General features: G+C 50.8%; 17 protein-coding genes. 9 read left to right on the top strand and 8 right to left on the bottom strand.

The annotated features are described in order from the left end of the window. Positions 1 to 39: 39 nt before the first annotated feature. The 6 genes from rlmKL to rmf all read left to right on the top strand — a co-directional run bounded on the left by rlmKL (position 40) and on the right by rmf (position 8,078). Positions 40 to 2,148 (top strand): bifunctional 23S rRNA (guanine(2069)-N(7))-methyltransferase RlmK/23S rRNA (guanine(2445)-N(2))-methyltransferase RlmL, encoded by a 2,109-nt coding sequence (rlmKL, locus tag ACJHWT_RS16645; protein WP_001086527.1) that lies wholly within the window; start codon positions 40 to 42, stop codon positions 2,146 to 2,148. 11 nt (positions 2,149 to 2,159) lie between these two features. Beyond that, positions 2,160 to 4,067, top strand: a complete 1,908-nt coding sequence (locus ACJHWT_RS16640; protein ID WP_000053080.1) for an ABC transporter ATP-binding protein — start codon at positions 2,160 to 2,162, stop codon at positions 4,065 to 4,067. Positions 4,068 to 4,196: 129 nt separating this feature from the next. Next, a complete protein-coding gene (gene pqiA / locus ACJHWT_RS16635) occupies positions 4,197 to 5,450 on the top strand; it encodes a membrane integrity-associated transporter subunit PqiA (protein WP_000333176.1) in 1,254 nt (417 codons plus the stop codon). 4 nt (positions 5,451 to 5,454) lie between these two features. Then, complete coding sequence (pqiB, locus tag ACJHWT_RS16630; protein ID WP_000445541.1) at positions 5,455 to 7,095, top strand: intermembrane transport protein PqiB; 1,641 nt, start codon at positions 5,455 to 5,457, stop codon at positions 7,093 to 7,095. Further along, the gene (gene pqiC / locus ACJHWT_RS16625) at positions 7,092 to 7,655 is read left to right on the top strand and encodes a membrane integrity-associated transporter subunit PqiC (RefSeq protein ID WP_000759110.1); all 564 of its coding nucleotides are present in this window, start codon (positions 7,092 to 7,094) and stop codon (positions 7,653 to 7,655) included. Before pqiB ends, pqiC begins: the two co-directional genes overlap by 4 nt. Positions 7,656 to 7,910: 255 nt before the next feature. Beyond that, the gene (gene rmf / locus ACJHWT_RS16620; RefSeq protein WP_000828648.1) at positions 7,911 to 8,078 is read left to right on the top strand and encodes a ribosome modulation factor; all 168 of its coding nucleotides are present in this window, start codon (positions 7,911 to 7,913) and stop codon (positions 8,076 to 8,078) included. Positions 8,079 to 8,147: 69 nt separating this feature from the next. Here rmf and fabA read toward each other — a convergent pair whose 3' ends face one another. Both fabA and ACJHWT_RS16610 read right to left on the bottom strand, forming a co-directional pair. Then, the gene (gene fabA / locus ACJHWT_RS16615; RefSeq protein WP_000227927.1) at positions 8,148 to 8,666 is read right to left on the bottom strand and encodes a bifunctional 3-hydroxydecanoyl-ACP dehydratase/trans-2-decenoyl-ACP isomerase; all 519 of its coding nucleotides are present in this window, start codon (positions 8,664 to 8,666) and stop codon (positions 8,148 to 8,150) included. A 68-nt stretch (positions 8,667 to 8,734) separates the two neighbouring features. Then, on the bottom strand, positions 8,735 to 10,495 hold the full coding sequence (locus ACJHWT_RS16610; RefSeq protein WP_000156476.1) for a Lon protease family protein: 1,761 nt from the start codon (positions 10,493 to 10,495) through the stop codon (positions 8,735 to 8,737). Between the two features lie 185 nt (positions 10,496 to 10,680). Here ACJHWT_RS16610 and matP point away from each other — a divergent pair, with 185 nt between their 5' ends. Next, entirely contained in the window at positions 10,681 to 11,133 is a 453-nt protein-coding gene (gene matP / locus ACJHWT_RS16605) for a macrodomain Ter protein MatP (RefSeq protein WP_000877161.1), read from the top strand. Between the two features lie 75 nt (positions 11,134 to 11,208). Here matP and ompA read toward each other — a convergent pair whose 3' ends face one another. Both ompA and sulA read right to left on the bottom strand, forming a co-directional pair. Further along, complete coding sequence (gene ompA / locus ACJHWT_RS16600) at positions 11,209 to 12,249, bottom strand: porin OmpA (RefSeq protein ID WP_001314606.1); 1,041 nt, start codon at positions 12,247 to 12,249, stop codon at positions 11,209 to 11,211. 356 nt (positions 12,250 to 12,605) lie between these two features. Next, positions 12,606 to 13,115: an SOS-induced cell division inhibitor SulA gene (gene sulA, locus ACJHWT_RS16595; protein ID WP_000288705.1), complete on the bottom strand. Its 510-nt coding sequence runs from the start codon at positions 13,113 to 13,115 to the stop codon at positions 12,606 to 12,608. 218 nt (positions 13,116 to 13,333) lie between these two features. Between sulA and sxy the strand changes: the two genes are divergently transcribed. Further along, complete coding sequence (sxy, locus tag ACJHWT_RS16590; RefSeq protein WP_000839153.1) at positions 13,334 to 13,963, top strand: CRP-S regulon transcriptional coactivator Sxy; 630 nt, start codon at positions 13,334 to 13,336, stop codon at positions 13,961 to 13,963. Here sxy and yccS read toward each other — a convergent pair. Beyond that, complete coding sequence (yccS, locus tag ACJHWT_RS16585) at positions 13,926 to 16,088, bottom strand: YccS family putative transporter (RefSeq protein WP_074413612.1); 2,163 nt, start codon at positions 16,086 to 16,088, stop codon at positions 13,926 to 13,928. The genes sxy and yccS overlap by 38 nt on opposite strands. A gap of 9 nt (positions 16,089 to 16,097) precedes the next feature. Continuing rightward, a complete protein-coding gene (locus ACJHWT_RS16580; protein WP_001261236.1) occupies positions 16,098 to 16,544 on the bottom strand; it encodes a YccF domain-containing protein in 447 nt (148 codons plus the stop codon). Between the two features lie 122 nt (positions 16,545 to 16,666). On the opposite strand from ACJHWT_RS16580, the gene helD reads away from it, so the two are divergent. Beyond that, a complete protein-coding gene (helD, locus tag ACJHWT_RS16575) occupies positions 16,667 to 18,721 on the top strand; it encodes a DNA helicase IV (RefSeq protein WP_001317751.1) in 2,055 nt (684 codons plus the stop codon). Between the two features lie 31 nt (positions 18,722 to 18,752). Here the strand turns inward: helD and mgsA are convergent, their stop codons facing one another. Then, positions 18,753 to 19,211: a methylglyoxal synthase gene (gene mgsA / locus ACJHWT_RS16570; protein WP_000424181.1), complete on the bottom strand. Its 459-nt coding sequence runs from the start codon at positions 19,209 to 19,211 to the stop codon at positions 18,753 to 18,755. A 95-nt stretch (positions 19,212 to 19,306) separates the two neighbouring features. After that, a complete protein-coding gene (locus ACJHWT_RS16565) occupies positions 19,307 to 19,969 on the bottom strand; it encodes a DUF2057 family protein (RefSeq protein WP_000847791.1) in 663 nt (220 codons plus the stop codon). Positions 19,970 to 20,060 lie beyond the last annotated feature (91 nt).

Genomic DNA, 20,060 nt, shown 5'->3' with positions numbered 1-20,060 from the left:
ACGCCTACTGCGGTAGGCTCTTAGAGTAAAAGTGACGATATGAATTCTCTGTTTGCCAGTACGGCCCGTGGGCTGGAAGAGCTGTTAAAAACTGAACTGGAAAACCTGGGGGCCGTTGAATGCCAGGTGGTTCAGGGTGGGGTCCATTTCAAGGGCGACACACGGCTTGTTTACCAGAGCCTGATGTGGAGCCGCCTGGCCTCGCGTATTATGTTGCCGCTGGGCGAGTGTAAGGTTTACAGCGATTTAGACCTCTATCTCGGTGTTCAGGCGATCAACTGGACAGAGATGTTTAATCCTGGTGCGACCTTCGCTGTCCACTTCAGTGGTTTGAATGACACCATCCGCAACAGTCAGTACGGTGCGATGAAAGTGAAAGACGCGATCGTCGATGCTTTCACGCGGAAAAATCTGCCGCGTCCAAATGTTGATCGCGATGCGCCGGATATCCGCGTTAACGTCTGGCTGCATAAAGAAACTGCCAGTATCGCCCTTGATCTCAGTGGTGATGGTTTACATCTGCGTGGCTATCGCGATCGTGCTGGTATTGCGCCGATCAAAGAAACCCTGGCAGCCGCTATTGTGATGCGATCCGGCTGGCAGCCAGGAACACCGCTGCTCGATCCAATGTGTGGTTCTGGTACGTTGCTGATTGAAGCTGCGATGCTGGCGACCGATCGCGCACCAGGTTTGCACCGTGGGCGTTGGGGCTTTAGCGGCTGGGCGCAGCATGATGAAGCTATCTGGCAGGAAGTGAAAGCGGAAGCGCAAACTCGCGCCCGTAAAGGCCTGGCTGAGTATAGCTCTCATTTTTACGGTTCGGACAGCGACGCACGGGTGATTCAACGTGCGCGCACTAACGCCCGTCTTGCGGGGATTGGTGAACTGATCACCTTTGAGGTGAAAGATGTCGCGCAACTGACCAATCCGCTGCCGAAAGGGCCGTACGGTACAGTGTTGAGCAACCCGCCATACGGTGAACGTCTGGACAGCGAACCGGCGCTGATTGCGCTACATAGTCTGCTGGGCCGAATCATGAAAAACCAGTTCGGTGGCTGGAATCTCTCTTTGTTTAGTGCCTCGCCGGATCTGCTCAGCTGCCTGCAGCTGCGTGCAGACAAACAGTACAAGGCGAAAAACGGCCCGCTGGACTGCGTACAGAAAAATTACCACGTTGCCGAAAGCACTCCAGACAGCAAACCGGCGATGGTAGCGGAAGACTACGCTAACCGCCTGCGTAAGAACCTCAAAAAATTCGAGAAGTGGGCTCGCCAGGAAGGGATTGAATGTTACCGCCTGTATGACGCCGATCTGCCGGAATATAACGTTGCCGTTGATCGTTATGCCGACTGGGTGGTGGTGCAGGAGTATGCGCCGCCAAAAACTATTGATGCGCACAAAGCGCGTCAGCGTCTGTTCGATATTATCGCTGCAACCATTTCGGTACTGGGGATTGCGCCAAACAAACTGGTGCTGAAAACCCGTGAACGTCAGAAGGGCAAAAATCAGTACCAGAAACTGGGCGAGAAGGGCGAGTTTCTGGAAGTTACCGAATATAACGCTCACTTGTGGGTGAACCTGACGGATTATCTCGATACTGGTCTGTTCCTCGATCACCGCATCGCCCGTCGTATGCTCGGTCAGATGAGCAAAGGCAAAGATTTTCTCAACCTGTTCTCTTATACCGGCAGTGCCACCGTGCATGCGGGATTAGGCGGTGCACGCAGCACCACCACCGTGGATATGTCGCGTACTTATCTGGAGTGGGCAGAACGCAACCTGCGTCTGAATGGCCTAACCGGGCGTGCGCATCGCCTGATTCAGGCCGATTGCCTGGCGTGGCTGCGTGAGGCAAATGAACAGTTTGATCTGATCTTTATCGATCCGCCAACCTTCTCTAACTCAAAACGAATGGAAGATGCGTTTGATGTTCAGCGCGATCATCTGGCGCTGATGAAAGATTTGAAACGTCTGCTACGTGCTGGTGGGACGATCATGTTCTCGAACAACAAACGTGGCTTCCGTATGGATCTTGACGGACTGGCAAAACTGGGACTGAAAGCACAAGAAATTACGCAAAAAACGCTCTCCCAGGATTTTGCCCGTAACCGCCAGATCCACAACTGCTGGCTGATTACCGCAGCCTGAAAGGAATAGTAATGTCATTAATCAGTATGCATGGCGCATGGCTGTCGTTCAGCGACGCGCCGCTTCTCGATAACGCAGAACTGCATATCGAAGATAACGAACGTGTTTGTCTGGTAGGCCGTAACGGCGCAGGCAAATCGACGTTAATGAAAATCCTCAACCGTGAACAAGGGCTGGATGACGGTCGCATTATTTACGAGCAAGATTTGATTGTAGCTCGTCTGCAACAGGATCCGCCGCGTAACGTTGAGGGGAGTGTTTATGATTTCGTTGCCGAAGGCATTGAAGAACAAGCGGAATACCTGAAACGCTATCACGATATTTCGCGCCTGGTGATGAACGACCCGAGCGAGAAAAATCTCAACGAACTGGCGAAGGTTCAGGAACAGTTGGATCACCACAACCTGTGGCAGCTGGAAAACCGCATTAACGAAGTGCTGGCGCAACTGGGGTTAGATCCTAACGTTGCGCTGTCGTCGCTTTCCGGCGGCTGGTTGCGTAAAGCGGCATTAGGACGCGCGCTGGTGAGCAATCCGCGCGTATTGCTGCTCGACGAACCGACTAACCACCTGGATATCGAAACCATCGACTGGCTGGAAGGATTCCTTAAAACCTTCAATGGGACGATAATTTTCATCTCCCACGACCGTTCGTTTATCCGCAATATGGCGACGCGCATTGTTGATCTCGATCGCGGCAAACTTGTGACCTATCCAGGGAATTACGACCAGTACCTGCTGGAAAAAGAAGAAGCTTTGCGTGTGGAAGAACTACAAAATGCCGAGTTCGATCGCAAACTGGCGCAGGAAGAGGTGTGGATCCGCCAGGGGATCAAAGCACGCCGTACCCGTAATGAAGGCCGCGTACGCGCCCTGAAAGCAATGCGTCGCGAGCGTGGCGAACGTCGCGAAGTGATGGGTACCGCAAAGATGCAGGTGGAAGAGGCCAGCCGCTCCGGTAAGATCGTTTTCGAAATGGAAGACGTTTGCTACCAGGTCGACGGTAAGCAACTGGTGAAAGATTTTTCTGCCCAGGTTCTACGTGGCGACAAAATTGCCCTGATTGGTCCGAATGGATGCGGCAAAACCACGCTGCTGAAACTGATGCTCGGTCAGCTTCAGGCGGACAGCGGGCGTATTCACGTTGGCACCAAACTGGAAGTGGCTTATTTCGATCAGCACCGTGCGGAACTGGATCCCGATAAAACGGTGATGGATAACCTTGCTGAAGGTAAGCAAGAGGTGATGGTTAACGGCAAGCCACGTCATGTTTTGGGCTATTTGCAGGACTTCCTGTTCCATCCGAAACGGGCGATGACGCCGGTACGTGCGCTTTCTGGCGGTGAGCGTAACCGCTTGCTGTTGGCGCGTTTGTTCCTCAAACCAAGCAACTTATTGATTCTTGACGAACCGACCAACGATCTTGATGTTGAAACGCTGGAACTGCTGGAAGAACTGATCGACAGCTACCAGGGCACGGTATTGCTGGTGAGCCACGATCGTCAGTTTGTCGATAACACCGTTACAGAATGCTGGATCTTCGAAGGCGGCGGTAAAATTGGTCGTTATGTCGGCGGTTATCATGATGCCCGTGGTCAGCAAGAACAGTATGTGGCGCTCAAACAGCCTGCGGTGAAAAAAATCGAAGAAGCCGCCGCGCCAAAAGCAGAAACTGTAAAACGCAGCAGTAGCAAACTAAGCTATAAATTGCAGCGCGAACTGGAGCAGCTACCGCAATTGCTCGAAGATCTGGAGGCGAAGCTGGAAGCCCTACAGACGCAGGTGGCGGATGCTTCCTTCTTCAGTCAGCCGCATGAGCAGACGCAAAAAGTGCTCGCCGATATGGCTGCTGCAGAGCAGGAGCTGGAGCAAGCCTTTGAACGCTGGGAGTATCTTGAAGCGTTAAAAAATGGTGGCTGATCGCAAAATAGTCGATTTAAACAGAGACAGCTGACAACGGTAAAATTGCCTGATGAACTGGGTTTATCAGGCATGAAAACCAACACTTTGTTAGTCATCTGTAAAATAGCGCATCATTAAGGAGTACCAATGTGCGAACATCATCATGCCGCGAAGCACATCCTGTGCTCGCAGTGTGACATGCTGGTGGCGTTACCGCGCCTTGAGCATGGTCAGAAAGCGGCATGTCCCCGGTGTGGCACAACGTTAACCGTGGCGTGGGATGCCCCTCGGCAGCGTCCCACCGCCTATGCGTTGGCTGCACTGTTCATGCTGTTGCTGTCCAACTTGTTTCCTTTTGTGAATATGAACGTTGCAGGAGTCACCAGTGAAATTACATTACTGGAAATTCCCGGCGTGCTTTTTTCTGAGGACTACGCCAGCCTCGGCACCTTTTTCCTGTTGTTTGTGCAACTGGTTCCCGCGTTTTGTCTGATAACCATTCTGTTACTGGTGAATCGCGCAGAATTACCGGTCCGTTTAAAAGAGCAACTGGCACGGGTGCTTTTTCAACTCAAAACCTGGGGAATGGCGGAGATTTTCCTCGCGGGTGTGCTGGTCAGTTTCGTTAAACTGATGGCCTACGGCAGCATTGGGGTAGGCAGCAGCTTTCTCCCCTGGTGTTTATTTTGTGTCCTGCAACTGCGCGCTTTTCAGTGCGTTGATCGTCGCTGGTTATGGGACGACATCGCCCCGATGCCAGAACTGCGCCAGCCGCTAAAACCAGGCGTCACGGGGATACGTCAGGGGCTGCGTTCGTGCTCCTGTTGTACGGCAATCCTTCCTGCTGATGAACCCGTGTGCCCGCGTTGTAGTACCAAAGGGTACGTTCGGCGTAGAAACAGCCTGCAGTGGACACTCGCGCTGCTTGTAACGTCCATCATGTTGTATCTTCCGGCTAATATTTTGCCCATTATGGTGACGGATTTATTAGGCTCGAAGATGCCGTCGACGATTCTCGCTGGGGTCATTCTGTTATGGAGCGAAGGATCTTATCCCGTCGCTGCGGTTATCTTTCTGGCCAGTATTATGGTGCCAACGTTAAAGATGATCGCCATAGCGTGGTTGTGTTGGGATGCCAAAGGGCATGGCAAGCGCGACAGTGAAAGAATGCATTTGATTTATGAAGTTGTTGAGTTTGTAGGCCGCTGGTCGATGATTGACGTTTTCGTTATCGCGGTGCTCTCGGCGCTGGTGCGTATGGGAGGTTTAATGAGTATTTATCCGGCAATGGGTGCATTAATGTTTGCTTTAGTCGTCATAATGACAATGTTTTCTGCTATGACGTTTGACCCGCGTTTGTCGTGGGATCGTCAACCTGAATCAGAGCATGAGGAGTCCTGACAGTATGGAATCTAATAATGGGGAAGCCAAAATCCAGAAAGTGAAGAACTGGTCTCCCGTGTGGATATTTCCTATCGTCACGGCGCTCATTGGGGCCTGGGTTCTATTTTATCATTACAGCCATCAGGGGCCGGAAGTGACCCTGATCACCGCGAATGCGGAAGGAATTGAAGGTGGTAAAACCACCATTAAAAGCCGTAGCGTTGACGTCGGCGTGGTTGAAAGCGCCACACTGGCTGATGATTTGACGCACGTTGAAATCAAAGCGCGGCTGAATTCCGGTATGGAAAAATTGCTGCATAAAGATACCGTCTTTTGGGTGGTGAAACCGCAGATTGGTCGAGAAGGGATTAGCGGCCTGGGAACGCTGCTGTCTGGGGTTTATATCGAACTGCAGCCAGGCGCGAAAGGCAGCAAAATGGATAAATACGATTTGCTGGACTCGCCACCGTTGGCCCCGCCTGATGCGAAAGGTATCCGTGTGATTCTCGATAGCAAAAAAGCCGGGCAGCTCTCGCCAGGAGATCCCGTGCTGTTCCGTGGCTATCGGGTAGGTTCGGTTGAAACCAGCACCTTCGATACGCAAAAACGCAATATCAGCTATCAACTGTTCATCAATGCACCTTATGACCGACTGGTGACCAGCAATGTTCGCTTCTGGAAAGATAGTGGCATTGCGGTTGATTTGACGTCAGCGGGAATGCGTGTGGAGATGGGCTCATTGACAACGCTGCTTAGTGGCGGTGTCAGCTTTGATGTGCCGGAAGGTCTGGATTTAGGGCAGCCAGTGGCACCGAAAACAGCTTTCGTTTTGTATGATGATCAGAAGAGCATTCAGGATTCGTTGTACACCGATCACATTGATTATCTGATGTTCTTTAAAGATTCGGTACGCGGTCTGCAACCGGGAGCTCCGGTAGAATTCCGGGGTATTCGCCTGGGTACCGTAAGCAAAGTGCCATTCTTTGCGCCGAATATGCGTCAGACATTTAACGATGATTATCGTATTCCGGTACTGATTCGTATCGAGCCAGAGCGGCTGAAAATGCAGCTTGGCGAAAATGCGGATGTTGTTGAGCACCTTGGCGAATTGTTGAAACGTGGTTTACGCGGATCGCTGAAAACCGGAAACCTGGTCACTGGCGCACTGTATGTTGATCTCGATTTCTATCCAAATACGCCTGCAATAACCGGTATTCGTGAATTTAATGGTTATCAGATTATCCCGACCGTCAGCGGCGGCCTAGCGCAAATCCAGCAACGACTGATGGAAGCGTTGGATAAGATCAACAAACTGCCACTGAATCCGATGATTGAACAGGCAACCAGTACGCTTTCTGAAAGTCAGCGCACAATGAAAAACCTGCAAACGACGCTGGATAGCATGAACAAGATCCTTGCCAGCCAGTCGATGCAGCAGTTACCGACGGATATGCAGTCAACGTTGCGTGAATTGAATCGCAGCATGCAGGGCTTCCAGCCTGGTTCCGCAGCCTACAACAAGATGGTGGCGGATATGCAGCGCCTTGATCAGGTGTTGCGAGAACTGCAACCGGTGCTGAAAACGCTCAACGAGAAGAGTAACGCGCTGGTATTTGAAGCGAAGGACAAAAAAGATCCAGAGCCGAAGAGGGCGAAACAATGAAAAAGTGGCTAGTGACGATTGCGGCACTGTGGCTGGCCGGATGCAGCTCCGGCGAAATTAATAAAAACTATTACCAGTTACCTGTGGTGCAGAGCGGTACACAAAGCACCGCCAGCCAGGGTAATCGCCTGTTATGGGTTGAGCAGGTCGCTGTTCCTGACTATCTGGCGGGGAATGGTGTGGTTTATCAAACCAGTGATGTGAAGTATGTGATTGCCAACAACAACCTGTGGGCCAGCCCGTTGGATCAACAGTTGCGCAACACTCTGGTTGCCAACCTGAGCACGCAACTGCCCGGCTGGGTGGTTGCCTCCCAGCCTCTGGGAAGCGCCCAGGATACGCTCAATGTTACCGTAACGGAGTTTAACGGGCGATATGATGGCAAGGTCATTGTCAGTGGTGAGTGGCTGTTGAACCACCAGGGACAACTGATCAAACGTCCGTTCCGTCTGGAAGGGGTGCAAACTCAGGATGGTTACGATGAAATGGTTAAAGTGCTGGCTAGTGTCTGGAGTCAGGAAGCCGCTTCTATTGCGCAAGAGATAAAGCGTCTACCGTAATCATAAAGATTTGTAAATATAACCGTCTCCGGTATGTTGCCTGAGGCGGTTTTTTTGTTTCTAAGGTGCGGAAAAAGTTGTTCCTCTTCACATTTTTTGTACAACTGACATGCCCGTGTAGCTCACAAATATGACAGTGGCGTGAATTTTGCGCATTGACGGCAGTTATGATTCGCGGTATTGCTTAACTGTGATTGCACATTTAGTAATCACTGTTTTCTTTTCCACCAGAAACCAGTATGAGGGAAACGAGGCATGAAGAGACAAAAACGAGATCGCCTGGAACGGGCACATCAACGTGGTTATCAGGCCGGCATCGCCGGACGCTCAAAAGAAATGTGTCCCTATCAGACGCTGAATCAAAGGTCACAATGGCTGGGAGGCTGGCGAGAAGCCATGGCGGACAGGGTAGTAATGGCCTGATTCTGTCTCTTTAAAAAGAAACCTCCGCATTGCGGAGGTTTCGCCTTTTGATACTCTGTCTGATTATAATCAGAAGGCAGACGTATCCTGGAACAGACCGACTTTCAGGTCGCTGGCGGTATAGATCAGACGACCATCAACCAGCACTTCGCCATCTGCCAGACCCATAATCAGACGTCGATTAACAATGCGTTTAAAGTGAATACGGTAGGTCACTTTTTTCGCTGTCGGCAGTACCTGACCGGTGAATTTCACTTCGCCAACGCCCAGCGCGCGGCCTTTACCTTCGCCGCCCAGCCAGCCGAGGTAGAACCCTACCAGCTGCCACATTGCGTCCAGGCCCAGGCATCCCGGCATAACCGGATCGCCAATGAAGTGGCATCCGAAGAACCACAGATCCGGATTGATATCCAGTTCTGCTTCAACATACCCTTTGTCGAAGTTACCACCCGTTTCGGTCATTTTGACCACACGGTCCATCATCAGCATGTTCGGTGCTGGCAATTGCGGGCCTTTAGCGCCAAACAGTTCACCGCGACCAGAGGCAAGAAGGTCTTCTTTTGTATAGGATTCGCGTTTATCTACCATGTTCTCTGTAAGCCTTATTTTATTGAAGCACGCAGGATAGCTAACACGTGTACGCTGAACAAGTCCGATCAGTTCGGAATAAACCAGTTCAGCCAACGCAATGGCCATGGAAAACGGTGACGTCCTTCCTGTTGCGATGCTTGCGCGATACGTTCCTGGATGGTTTGCATCAGCGTCGTTTGGCCTTCGCCATCCCACACCAGATTTAATAATAACGGCAGTGCGTCAGTCACATCGTCTACTGCCCAGATGGTGAATTTGCCTTCTTCTACCGCTTTCACCAGTTCACTGTGAAGACTTAAATGGCGAATGTTAGCAGTGGGGATAATGACACCTTGTTTCCCGGTTAACTCACGTTGCTGGCAAATAGCAAAGAAGCCTTCGATTTTCTCATTTAAACCACCGACCGGCTGGGCACGACCGAACTGATCGACTGAACCTGTGATAGCGATACTCTGATTCACCGGCACATCGGCGAGGGCGCTTATCAGGGCGCAGAGTTCAGCCATCGAGGCACTATCGCCATCCACTTCACTGTATGACTGCTCAAATGTCAGCGATGCTGAGAAGGGGATCTGTTGCTCAAGCTGTAGTTCCGACATCAGGAACGCCTGCATGATCATCATCCCTTTCGCATGGATATTGCCGCCAAGCTCCGCTTTGCGTTCGATGTCGGTGAACTCACCATCGCCAATATGCACAACGCAGCTAATGCGAGAAGGTTCGCCAAAAGCGCGTGGATGACCCGGAAATTCAATGACCGAAAGGGCGTTAATTTGCCCGATGCGTTCGCCTTCGGTTTCAATCAGGATTTGCTCCTGAAGGATCTCATCCTGCATGCGTTCAGCGAGGAAACCTTCACGCCATTCACGCTGCTGCAGCATTAAGTTTAGCTGCTCGCCGGAGAAGGTGTCGCCATCGCACAGGGAGGCGACCTCTTTACACTGGCGGAGGATCCACTGCGGGCTAAGCGGAAGTGTTTCTTGTTCACCGGTGTAGCGGGCTGCTTCGCGGATAAGTACCGGCCAGGCATCCGCTCCCGGTGCAGGTAAGTGATTATGTCTTGCGGTCAATGTTACCCAGCGACACCACTGGCTTACTGACTCCGCATCGACAATCTGCAGAGTATCTTCAAATTCGCTATAAATAGCCTGCTCTGAAAGCTCTGGTTCCATCTCCTGGAAATCAGCCAATGATTCGCGTTCGCCTACCAGAATGACTTTCAGCTTCAATGGCATCGAAGGCACAGAGACGGGGAGAGGGCGCGACTCATCAAACGCAACCCAGTCAAAACGCTCGCGGTTAACGATATTTTTCAGCCGCATCCACAGCAGAGGTTGCGCCAGCAGTGTACGCAAAGAGATGATGAGAATACCGCCATTTGCCTGATGCACCAGACCTGGCTGCAGGGTAATGTCGCCATTAAACTGGCGCAGGCAGCCAAAGAGTTGTTCCGCTTCTACCCAGTCGGCAGCGACAACTTGCGTTAAAGTCGCAAAATTATCATCTGCACTCACTGCGTTACGTAAGCGGATGGTGTGCCCGGAAACCTCATAGTGACCGCCCACCAGTTGGCCTGCATCGCTTTGTAGCGCACGCGCGGCATCGGCAATAAGATTCAGATACTCAGACTCTTCCGGGGCCTTCGCCAGCATAAAAGAGGAGGATGCTCGCGTATGCAGCAACTGCTCCAGCGCAAATTGCAGTCGCGGTTGAGTATCACTGAATAAAGGATCGTTTTCGTCAATCAAATGTGGCTGAGCAAATATTTCCTGATAGCTATCGGTATCAGGAACCAGGTCACGCCATGCAAGTTTCGTAATGGTCAAAGTTGATGTTTTTTAGTCTGTTGTCAAAGCCGCGATTATACCGTAACCGGCACTACAGCACACGTAGAAAGCACCGACAATACTCCTGGCATGGGCGTTAAAGCTCACAGGATGGAGATTCTTTTCTTCACTGGCCCAAAAAGCTGATATTCTGTAAAGAGTTACACGGTAACATTGAGATCGCTATGAAATATCAACAACTTGAAAATCTTGAAAGCGGTTGGAAATGGAAGTATCTGGTGAAGAAGCACCGCGAAGGGGAGTTAATCACCCGTTACATAGAAGCCAGTGCCGCCCAGGAAGCCGTCGATGTGTTGCTCTCGCTGGAAAATGAACCCGTGCTGGTAAATGGCTGGATTGACAAGCATATGAATCCGGAACTGGTCAATCGCATGAAGCAAACCATTCGGGCCAGACGGAAGCGCCATTTTAATGCGGAACACCAGCATACGCGCAAAAAATCGATCGATCTGGAATTTATTGTCTGGCAACGTCTGGCTGGTCTTGCGCAGCGTCGCGGTAAAACGCTTTCTGAAACGATTGTTCAGCTGATTGAAGATGCGGAAAACAAAGAGAAATACGCGAATAAAATGTCTTCTTTGAAGCAGGATCTGCAGGCATTGCTGGGTAAGGAATAACTGACGAAAGTCAGTTCAATTTTCTAAAGACGAAAAAAAACCCCGCAGCAGCGGGGTTTTTTACCAGACGAGAACTTAAGCCTGCGGCTGAGTTACAACGTCTTTGATGCCTTTAACTTCGATCTCTACGCGACGATCCGGAGCCAGGCAGTCGATCAGTGCAGCACGCTGTTTCACGTTGTCACAGGTGTTGCCAGTAACCGGGTTGGATTCGCCCATACCACGTGCGGAGATCTTGTCTGCCGGGATACCTTTGGAGATCAGGTAATCAACAACAGACTGAGCACGGCGCTCGGACAGACCCTGGTTGTAAGCGTCAGAACCGATGCGGTCAGTGTAACCCAGAACAACTACGGAACCGTCTTTCGGATCCAGGTTGCTCAGCTGGCTGTACAGCTGATCCAGAGCAGCCTGACCTTCCGGTTTCAGGGTTGCTTTGTTGAAGGTGAACAGAACGTCAGACTTCAGAGTGAAGTGCTTGGTCTGTACTTCCGGTGCCGGAGCTGGAGCCGGAGCAACTACTGGAGCTGCTTCGCCCTGACCGAAACGGTAGGAAACACCCAGGCTCAGCATGCCGTTGTCCGGACGAGTACCGATGGTGTGTGCGTCACCGATGTTGTTGGTCCACTGGTATTCCAGACGGGTAGCGATTTCAGGAGTGATCGCATACTCAACACCGCCAGCGAAGACCGGAGAAACGCCGGTATCGTGGTTTTTACCATCAAAGTTGGATTTAGTGTCTGCACGCCATACCATACCACCCAGACGAGTGTATACGTCCAGATCGTCAGTGATTGGGTAACCCAGTTTAGCGGTCAGCTGAACGCCCTGAGCTTTATATGCACCGTTTTCAACGCTGCCTTTGTATGGCATACGACCTAACCAGTCATAACCCATTTCAAAGCCAACATACGGGTTAACCTGGTAACCACCAAAAGCACCAGCGCCCAGTTGGTTTTCATGGGTCGGACCATTGTTGTTGATGAAACCAGTGTCATGGTACTGGGACCAGCCCAGTTTAGCACCAGTGTACCAGGTGTTATCTTTCGGAGCGGCCTGCGCTACGGTAGCGAAACCAGCCAGTGCCACTGCAATCGCGATAGCTGTCTTTTTCATTTTTTGCGCCTCGTTATCATCCAAAATACGCCATGAATATCTCCAACGAGATAACACGGTTAAATCCTTCACCGGGGGATCTGCTCAATATTAACTCTACCGATATCTTCGGCTTATGCCGAGCACCCCTGGCGATGTAAAGTCTACAACGTAGTTGAAAACTTACAAGTGTGAACTCCGTCAGGCATATGAAAAAAAAGTCTTGTATAAGGTACGTTTAATCTTTTTTGTCAGCGACAATTTACAGAAAAAAATCGCGGAAACCGCTTCAGACAAGCCTCCGCAAGGAAAATTAGTCACGACTGAAAGCATTGGCTGGGCGACAAAAAAAGTTCCAGGATTAATCCTAAATTTACTTAATGATACAAATTAGAGTGAATTTTTAGCCCGGAAAGTTGTCTCGTTGCGTGAGAGGAAGCGCTTACCGGACGCATAATAAACCCCATAGCGTTACCTTCATTTGCCGCATCAACAAGTTCAGCATGCTCTTCTTCAGTCAAATCATCTGCCAACCAACCGATCACCACACTGTAATTGCCCGTGCGTAAAGCGCGAACCATTGACTCCACGGTGTGGCAAGGGGAGAGCTGGTTAATCTGCATTACTTTCGTTAAGGGTAGCCCAGATGCCTGAACCCATTCCCGACTCAGTTTTTGTTGCGGTGTTAACCAGAGTTGCCAGCGCGATTGCTGACCGAGTTGCTGTAACAATGGCAACAGTAGAAGTTGCGTCATCATGGGCTGATCTTCGCGATAGACAACTTCACTGATAAGCCCGGCTGTAGTGTTTTCCGTAGAGACACGCGCAATTTTACTTGCTGCGGATGAGAACGACGAAGAACGATGTGCATAGCCTGAAGTGTACATAATCAATCCAGCCCCTGTGAGTTACTGTATGGATGTACAGTACATCCAGTGACGACAAAGATCAACCCTATTTTCGGAAAGAGCCTCGCAAATTTTGTCGTTAGTGACGGGAAAACATAAATTAATCTTGCCCCTTAAGAATAAGTTGCCTATTTTCGTAGTTAACGGATCCGTTAATGTGAATCATTCTTTTATGTTATGATTTTAAAAGGAATTTTATGAAAAGCCTCTCCTATAAGCGGATCTATAAATCACAAGAATACCTGGCAACGTTGGGCACAATTGAATACCGATCATTGTTTGGCAGTTACAGCCTGACCGTTGACGACACGGTGTTTGCGATGGTTTCTGATGGTGAGTTGTATCTTCGGGCTTGTGAGCAAAGTGCACAGTACTGTGTAAAACATCCGCCTGTCTGGCTGACATATAAAAAGTGTGGCCGATCCGTTACCCTCAATTACTATCGGGTTGATGAAAGTCTATGGCGAAATCAACTGAAGCTGGTGCGTCTGTCGAAATATTCTCTCGATGCTGCGCTGAAAGAGAAAAGCACGCGCAATACCCGGGAAAGACTGAAAGATTTGCCCAATATGTCTTTTCATCTGGAAGCGATTCTCGGGGAGGTGGGGATTAAGGATGTACGGGCGTTACGTATACTTGGGGCAAAAATGTGTTGGTTGCGACTGCGGCAGCAAAACAGTCTGGTGACAGAAAAGATTCTGTTTATGCTTGAAGGGGCCATTATCGGCATTCATGAAGCTGCGCTCCCGGTGGCACGCCGCCAGGAGCTTGCAGAATGGGCTGACTCTCTTACGCCGAAACAGGAGTTTCCTGCGGAACTTGAGTAATCTGGCGTTGCAGACGACCAATCTCTGGCAGTAATGCAATCAATAACCCAACTTGTTGTACGACCAGAGGTTCTTTGCTGTCTGCCCGTGGTTCAAGTTGCTGCATCCGCTGTTTCAGGCCAGCTAATGCCTGATTGACGCGTTCTTCATCAGCAGGTTGATGATGTAACGCGTCATCAACATAGCAAACTGCGTCATCAAGAAACGCCAGAATTTCAGGATTAGTTAACTGCTCCCGGTGAGCACCGAGGGCTGAGATATAGCTGGTAAACGTATGGTTAAGGCACAGCAACCGAAACGCGGCTTCGCGAATTTGCGGGGTAACGTTCGGTTCGCTGGACATATTTGATACCACCGACGCCAGTTCAGCATCACGGTTGTGTGCATCGCGGCGGGCAATACGATACGCCAGACGGTTATCACGCCCCTGATGGTATTGCTCCAGTATGGCATCGAGATACCGGCAGTTGGCCTCGGTGGCGCGTTCGAGCATTCGCGGCAGATTGCGAAACTTCCAGTCAGGCCAGATGTAGCTCACTGCCGCCCACGCAATGGCACAACCAATCAGCGTATCGATTACGCGAGGTAACGCCACTTCAAAACCTTCACCCAGCAAGTTGAAACACAGTAGCACCAAAAGTGTGATGAACATCGTTGCATGGGCGTATTGCACGTTACGGAAGGCAAAAAAGAGCACGCCGGTAATAACCAGCAGCACCAGCTGCCCTTCCAGTGATGGCACAAACCACAGCACAGGAATACCAATCGCGATACCTACCAGCGTACCAATAATCCTTAACTTCAGGCGGTGGCGCGTGGCGTTATAGTTTGGCTGGCAGACAAACAAACTTGTCAGCAAGATCCAATACCCGTGATGCATTCCGGTTATCTGAATGATGGCGTAGCCGAAGCACAACACCAGCGACATTCTTACCGCATGACGGAAGAGGGCGGATTCCGGCGTGAAGTGACGGCTAAGACGCAGCCAGATATCACTCAATCCGTGCGGGCTGTCATCAGCGAGCTCATTTTCGTCATTATTATGGGGCAGTGCCTGGGCCTGTTCTGATTCAATTGTTGCCAGTTGGGCATCAATGGCACGTAAATTGTTCAGTAAAAATCCCAGTGTTTTGAGTAAATCAGCAGGAGCGCCGTTATCGCGCATCCGCTCCAGCGCAGCATCAATATGCGTAAAAGCGCGCTCAAAATGCGGATCATGTTGATAAGGCTGACGCAGCAAAATACAGCGTGACAGTTGCTGGCACGCCTGGCCCTGCATCGACATCAGCCGCTGAAAACGGAACAGCACGTCGCTGTGGCGAAAATGTTCACGCAATGTTTGATATTGAATATGAGAAGAGCTGGCACGCTCGTGAATATCCTGTGCGACAAAGTAATAATGCAGTGTGCGACGCGTTCCTCGTTGACCACGATCGCCACGTAAGCGGGTCAGCAGCGAGAGTTTCGTCTGATTCAATGTCGCCATCAGCTGACCGTTGGCGAGAGCCAAATCGTACAGCGGTGCCTGGCTTTCATCTTCAATATCAGGATCAAACATGCGCGACTTGAGCTCAAGATAACGCGCCAGTTGTTCATAGCAACGCGCCAGGTTGTCCTGCAGCGGGCGGACCGGGAACAGCAGATGACCAATAAGTGTCAGGACGTTGTACCAGACGGCACCGGCCAGAAGATACATCGGCTGCTGATACCAGTGCTCATACAGTGATGTTCCCAACATAGTGTAAATGGCGATCAGCAATGCACCGAAGGCAATTGTTGCATAGCGTTGACCCAGACCGCCGAGCAAAATGAAGCCGCTGGTAGAGAGCGTTAAGCCAATCGCAAATAGCCAGGGCCAGGGAAACAGCAATTCTACTGAGGCCGAGGCGATAAAAAAGCAGAACAGCGTAATGATGAGGTTACGCAAACGTCCCGCCAGTCGGTCATCGAGATCGGTCAGCGCCGCTGCCACCATCCCAAGCGTCAGCGGAATCGTCAGTTTTACATTACCCAGCCACCACGGAAACGCTGTGGTTCCACAAAGCGCAATAAAAATACGCGCGTAATACAGCCAGGCGCTGTTCCAGGTATAGCGTTTGAGCAAAGGACTTAGCATAAAGGCCATATTAGTGGATTATTGGAAACGACGACGTGCATTGGCTTCGCGCGCAGCTTGCGCTGTTTCTACCGATACCACGCGACGACCGACCGGCCATAGTGCAATAGCGGCAATTTTAAAGTTCGCAATACCGACAGGAATGCCAATGATGGAAATACATTGTGCGATGCCCGTTGCAATGTGCATCAGGCATAACCACCAGCCAAAGAAAATCAGCCAGAAAATATTCAATACCGTACCGCCAGTATTTAGCAGCACATTTTTGCCAGCCGGGTTCAGTTCATCGACATGAATAGCTTCATTGCCATAAGGCACCAGAGACAGTTTGGTGATCTCCCAGCAGGATCGTGTCAGTGGTAAGGTAAAAATCAGCACAATACTGACCAGAGTCGCCAACAGCCAGCCCAGAGTGGTGGCAAATCCGCCAAGCACAAAGTTCAGAATGTTCAAAACGGTACGCATAAAACCTCGCTTTACTGTGGTTTTCAGTAATGGGCGGCAATTGTAACGTTTTTTTGGGCTGGAGCACGTTTTCTCTGACGGTTACACTGATAAGAAATAATTTCGTGTGGATCTACAGAGTCATGGAACTGAAAGCGACAACGCTTGGAAAACGTCTGGCACAGCACCCTTACGATCGGGCGGTGATCCTCAATGCCGGGATTAAAGTCTCCGGCGATCGCCACGAATACCTTATTCCTTTCAATCAATTACTGGCGATTCACTGTAAGCGCGGTCTGGTATGGGGCGAACTGGAGTTTGTACTGCCGGACGAAAAAGTGGTGCGTCTGCACGGCACCGAATGGGGCGAGACGCAGCGTTTTTACCATCATCTTGATGCTCACTGGCGGCGGTGGAGTAGCGAGATGAGCGAAATTGCATCTGGTGTTTTACAGCAGCAACTGGATTTAATTGCCACGCGCACCGGAGAAAATAAATGGCTGACGCGTGAGCAAACCTCTGGCGTGCAGCAACAAATCCGCCAGGCTTTGTCGGCGTTGCCGTTGCCGGTTAACCGACTGGAAGAATTCGATAACTGCCGTGAGGCGTGGCGTAAATGTCAGGCCTGGTTGAAAGATATTGAAAGCGCTCGGTTGCAGCATAATCAGGCGTATACCGAAGCCATGCTTACCGAGTATGCGGATTTTTTCCGCCAGGTCGAGTCTTCACCGCTGAATCCGGCGCAGGCCCGGGCAGTCGTTAATGGCGAGCATTCTCTGTTAGTGCTGGCTGGTGCAGGAAGCGGAAAAACGTCGGTGCTGGTGGCCCGTGCAGGCTGGTTGCTGGCGCGTGGTGAAGCGTCCCCTGAGCAAATTTTATTGCTGGCGTTTGGTCGCAAAGCCGCTGAAGAGATGGACGAGCGTATTCGAGAACGACTACATACCGAAGACATTACCGCACGCACATTTCATGCGCTGGCGCTGCATATTATTCAGCAGGGCAGCAAAAAAGTTCCGATAGTCAGCAAACTGGAAAATGATACCGCTGCCCGTCATGAACTTTTTATTGCTGAGTGGCGCAAGCAATGCAGCGAAAAGAAAGCGCAGGCGAAGGGCTGGCGGCAATGGCTGACGGAAGAAATGCAGTGGTCAGTGCCAGAAGGTAATTTCTGGGATGATGAAAAATTACAGCGTCGTCTTGCCTCTCGCCTCGATCGCTGGGTAAGTCTGATGCGGATGCACGGTGGTGCACAGGCAGAAATGATTGCCAGTGCACCCGAAGTGATTCGCGATCTGTTCAGTAAACGTATCAAGTTGATGGCTCCGTTATTAAAAGCCTGGAAAGGTGCGCTGAAGGCAGAAAACGCTGTCGATTTTTCGGGCCTTATTCACCAGGCGATTGTGATTCTGGAGAAAGGTCGCTTTATCAGCCCGTGGAAGCATATTCTGGTTGATGAATTTCAGGATATCTCGCCGCAGCGTGCAGCGTTGTTAGCGGCATTACGCAAGCAAAACAGTCAGACGACGTTGTTCGCCGTTGGTGATGACTGGCAGGCGATTTATCGCTTCAGCGGTGCGCAAATGTCGCTCACCACCGCTTTCCATGAAAACTTTGGTGAAGGTGATCGCTGCGATTTAGACACGACTTACCGTTTTAACAGTCGTATCGGTGAGGTGGCAAACCGGTTTATTCAGCAGAACCCAGGCCAGCTGAAAAAGCCGCTAAACAGCTTAACCAATGGAGACAAAAAAGCCGTCACGTTATTGGATGAGAGCCATCTTGACGCTTTGCTGGATAAGCTCTCTGGTTATGCCAAACCGGAAGAGCGCATTCTGATCCTGGCGCGTTACCATCACATGAGGCCTGCCAGCCTGGAAAAAGCGGCAACACGCTGGCCGAAGTTGCAAATCGACTTTATGACCATTCATGCCAGCAAAGGGCAACAGGCGGATTACGTCATCATCGTTGGCTTGCAGGAGGGAAGTGATGGTTTTCCGGCTGCGGCGCGGGAGTCGATTATGGAAGAGGCGCTACTGCCATCGGTTGAGGATTTCCCGGACGCTGAAGAACGGCGGTTAATGTACGTGGCGCTGACCCGGGCACGCCATCGGGTATGGGCACTGTTTAACAAAGAGAATCCCTCTCCATTTGTCGAAATACTGAAAAATCTTGATGTGCCGGTGGCGAGAAAACCGTAAGAAACAGGTGGCGTTTGCCACCTGTGCAATATTACTTCAGACGGTCCGCGAGATAACGCTGATAATCGGGGATCAGAATATCGACCGCGTCGTTAAAATGCGGTGACTGGATAATGAAGTCTGCCGTTGCCACGTTGGTGGCGACCGGAATGTTCCATACCGTTGCCAGACGCAGCAAGGCTTTCACGTCAGGATCGTGCGGCACGGCGTTTAGTGGGTCCCAGAAGAAAATCAATACATCAATTTTCCCTTCTGAGATCAATGCGCCAACCTGCTGGTCACCCCCCATTGGGCCACTCAACATCGCGTTGACGTTCATGCCGGTCGCGCGGGAAATTAAGTTACCGGTAGTGCCTGTTGCATACAGTACGTGTTGTTCCAGTAACGGTTGATGCCGTTCCACCCAGCTCATCAGCATTTGTTTGCAGTGATCGTGTGCCACCAGCGCAATATGTTTCCGCGCAGGTAAAGTGCGTGTCGTCAGTTCCATAATGTACATCCGTAGTTAACTTTCCTACAGATTACTGTAAGCACTTATCGCTGCAAGATAAAGACCGAAAAAGCCTGCGCACAGGCACAAAAATCTCAGGAAGATGGTTGTTTTTCCGCCCATTGCAGGAAAGTATTTCGCGTTTGTGGGTCAGCCAGTTTAAACCAATACTTCAGCCGTTGTTCTGTGAGCACCTGAGACTGCGGTGGAATAGCATCCAGCTCGGAAACACCCGAAAGCAGCGTACTATCATCTGCCATCATCGTGGCAAATTGCGGTAGTGAAGCGCGTTTCGCGGATTTGTTATAGCGTTCAACCTCGACCTCATAATCAATCGTTTTTGCCGTTGAGGTAATGGCGAGAATATCCAGCTTTACCGGAATCGGCGTCGCATCGCCATCCAACAATTCAAGGCGCGGCGCGGCATCAAAATGGTTAGCTTCCCGCTCATTCTCCAGACGAGGCAGGCGAAAATTGACCTGGTTGATGAGCTGGGTATTAAAACTGACCACCAGCGGTGGGGAGATATACAGCCGTTCTTCACTATTGGAAAGATGAATCGTCTTCTCAACGCGAAACACTAACTGATGCGGTCCGTTATCCAGTTCAATGCTGTCCGCACCGCGCAGCAGAGAGCTGGAAACCTTCTTGCCGTCGAGCACCAGAAGATCGACATCGGTTGAAAGCCGCAGCGTGGTGGCAAAAACGGATACCGGCAAACATAATGCAATCAAGGTGGTCACGATGCCGGTTTTCATAGGTAGCTCCTGTCAAAAGACCGCCCGAATAATAATGTGTCAAAATTTTTCTTTAATCATACTTACTAACATATAGACATATTTCCCGCTT

Source organism: Escherichia sp. WS338, from assembly GCF_046486405.1.
Lineage (GTDB): Bacteria > Pseudomonadota > Gammaproteobacteria > Enterobacterales > Enterobacteriaceae > Escherichia > Escherichia coli.
Note: the sequence above shows the minus strand (reverse complement) of the source record. Positions and strands in the feature narration are given on the sequence as shown.